We start from the raw sequence: 2,989 nt of genomic DNA on the forward strand, positions 1-2,989 counted from the left end.
TGGCCGCGCGGCTCGGCCTCGCCCCGCAGGGCGTGCCGTGGCACACCGAACGCAGCCGCATCGGCGAGCTCGCCGGGGCGCTCGGCGTCGCCGCCGGGGCCTGCGCCAAGCCCGCGGGCGACGTCGTGCTGCTGTCCGCCACCGAGCTCGGTGAGGTGTCGGAGTCCGCGCCGGGGGACTCGTCGTCGATGCCGCACAAGCGCAACCCGGCCGCGGCCGTCACCGCCCGTGGCGCCGCGAAGCGCGCCCCCGGCCTGGTCGCGACGCTGCTCGCCGGCGCCGAGCAGGAGTTCCAGCGTGCCGCCGGGGCCTGGCACGCGGAGTGGGAGACGCTCGTCGCGCTGCTGCGGGTCACCGCCGGCGCCGCGGCCCGGCTGCGGGTGAGCCTGGACGGACTGCAGGTGCACCCCGAGGCGATGGCCCGCAACCTCGACCTCGCCGCGGGCGCCCAGGGCCACGGCACCGGGCACGCCGCCGACCTGGTCGACACCGTCCTCGCCGGCCGGCCGGCGTGAGCACCCCGGAGGACGTGGGCGCCCCGCGCACCGAGCAGGTCCGCTCGCTGGCCCGTGGGCTGGCCGTCATCCGGTCCTTCGACGCCCAGCGCCCGCAGCAGACCCTCGCCGACGTCGCCCGTGCCACCGGGCTCACCCGCGCCGCGGCGCGCCGGTTCCTGCTCACCCTGGCCGAGGAGGGCTACGTCCGCACCGACGGCAGGCTGTTCACCCTCACCCCGCGGGTGCTGGAGCTCGGCTGGTCCTACCTGTCCGCGATGGGCCTGCCCGAGATCGCGGCCCCGCACCTGGAGCGCCTGGTCGCCACGGTGCGCGAGTCCGCGTCGGTGTCGGTCCTCGACGGCGACCCGCACACCGGCTACGACGTCGTCTACGTCGCCCGGGTCCCCACCTCGCGGATCATGACCGTCACCATCACCATCGGGACCCGCTTCCCGGCCTGGGCGACGTCGATGGGTCGCGTCCTGCTCGCCGCGCTCCCGCCCGCCACCCTCGACTCCTACCTCGGCGCGCTGGAACCCGCGGCGCTGACCGCGCACACCGTCTCGACCCCGGAACAGCTGCGCACCGAGCTGGACCGGGTCCGCACCGACGGGCACTGCGTCGTCGACCAGGAGCTGGAGGCCGGGCTGCGCTCGGTCGCGGTGCCCGTCCACGACCGCGCCGGGAGGGTCGTCGCGGCCGCGAACGTCTCCACCCACGCCTCCCGCAACGACGCCGACGGCCTGCGCGCCGACATCCTGCCCGAGCTGCGCGCCTGCGCCGCCGCGATCGAGGCGGACCTGCGCGCCGCCGGGTGACCGGGAACAGACCGCGCCCGCGGTGGGTTGGCCCTCCCAGGAGCTGATCACGAGCGACGGAGGCACGGTGAGCGGACGTCTGCACCTGGCGGTCGAACTCGGAGCGGCGGGGCGCCACCCCGGCGCGTGGCGGCTCGGCGGCGCCGACCCGGCCCGGCTGTTCACCGCCCCGTACCACCTGGACCTGGTCCGCACCGCGGCGCGCGGCGGCCTCGACCTCGTCGCGCTGCCCGACTCGCTGCAGCCGCCCGGTGCCGACCCGGCCGCACTGCCCGGCACCCTCGACGCCGTCGCCGTCGCCGCGCGGGTCGCGCCCGCCGTCCCCGGTATCGGGGTCGTGCCGACGGTGACGGTCACCCACACCGAGCCGTTCCACCTGTCCAAGGCCGTCGCCACCCTGGACTTCGTGTCCACCGGGCGGGCCGGCTGGCAGCCCGACGTGTCGCGCACGCAGGCCGAGGCCGACCTGTTCGGCCGGGCGCGCGCCGATCGCGACGCGGCCTCGCTCTGGCGGGAGGCCGGCGAGGCGATCGAGGTCGCCGCCCGGCTGTGGGACTCCTGGGAGGACGACGCCGAGATCCGCGACTCCGCCACCGGCCGCTTCGTCGACCGCGACCGGCTCCACCACATCGACTTCACCGGCGAGTTCTTCTCCGTGACCGGACCGTCGATCACCCCGCGCCCGCCGCAGGGGCAGCCCCTGACCGTGCTGCGCGGCGACGAGATCGAGGCGCTGGCGACCGTCGGCCGCTACGCCGACGTCGTCCGGGTGGCGGCCGACACGGTCGCCGGTGCCGCCGAGGCCCGGGACCGGGTGCGTGCCGCCGTCGCCGACGCCGGGCGCGACCCCGAACAGGTCACCGTGCTGCTCGACGTCGAGACCCTGCTGGGCGACGACGCCGCCGCGCGGCTGCGCGAGCTCGACGCACTCGCCCCCGCCGACGCCGACACCGTCCCGGCGACGCTGCGCCACGTCGGCGACCCGGCCGCACTCGCCGGCCTGCTGCGCGACGCCGCCGAGGAGCGCGCCGCCGACGGGTTCGTCCTGGTCCCGCTGGCGCTGCCGTCCGGGGTGGACGAGATCGTCGACGGCCTGCTGCCCGCACTCGGCGACGCCTGGACGCCCGCTCCCTACGACGGCACCCTGCGCGACCGCTTCGGGCTCGCCCGCCCCGCGGACCGGTACACCCGGACGGCGGGCTGACCGGCACACTCGCCGGGTGCGCGTCCTCACCGCCGACGACCGGCTGCGGGCCCTGCTCGCCCGCCAGCTCCTCACCGGGCGAGCCGCCCTGACGGTGCCGCGCGCTCTGGAGCGCATCGGCGGGCTGCAGACCCAGCACGCCCCGTCGGGCTACCTCGGGCTCTGGTCGCGGCTCATCGGCTTCGAGCGGTCCACGCTGACCGCGATGCTGCACGACGGACGCGTCGTACAGGCCTGGGCGATGCGCTCGACCATCCACATGCTCAGCCGCCGCGACCACCGGGTGTTCACCGCCGCCGTCCGGGCCGAGCAGCGCGCGGAGTGGCTGCGGCTGCTCCGCGACGTCACCGACGCCGACATGACCGCCGCCGCACGCGTCGTCGGCGGGCTGCTGGCCGACGGGCCGCGCCGGCACGCCGAGATCACCGCCGCACTCGCCGCCGCGGGCCTGCCCGCGGGCGTCTTCCCCG

Annotated in this window: 4 protein-coding genes; all 4 read left to right on the top strand. The window is 77.4% G+C overall.

The annotated features are described in order from the left end of the window. Nucleotides 1-515: lyase family protein (locus tag NH602_RS29700; protein WP_253069542.1), on the top strand; the 515-nt coding region annotated here is incomplete at its 5' end. After that, nucleotides 512-1,315, top strand: a complete 804-nt coding sequence (locus tag NH602_RS29705; protein ID WP_226357835.1) for an IclR family transcriptional regulator C-terminal domain-containing protein — start codon at nt 512-514, stop codon at nt 1,313-1,315. The genes NH602_RS29700 and NH602_RS29705, both read left to right, overlap by 4 nt. 67 nt (nt 1,316-1,382) lie before the next feature. Beyond that, entirely contained in the window at nt 1,383-2,519 is a 1,137-nt protein-coding gene (locus NH602_RS29710; RefSeq protein ID WP_253069543.1) for an LLM class flavin-dependent oxidoreductase, read from the top strand. A gap of 16 nt (nt 2,520-2,535) precedes the next feature. Further along, nucleotides 2,536-2,989 (top strand): DNA glycosylase AlkZ-like family protein (locus NH602_RS29715; RefSeq protein WP_253069544.1); only part of this gene is annotated, 454 nt, incomplete at its 3' end.

Source organism: Pseudonocardia sp. McavD-2-B (assembly GCF_024124365.1).
In the GTDB taxonomy this organism is placed as follows: domain Bacteria; phylum Actinomycetota; class Actinomycetes; order Mycobacteriales; family Pseudonocardiaceae; genus Pseudonocardia; species Pseudonocardia alni.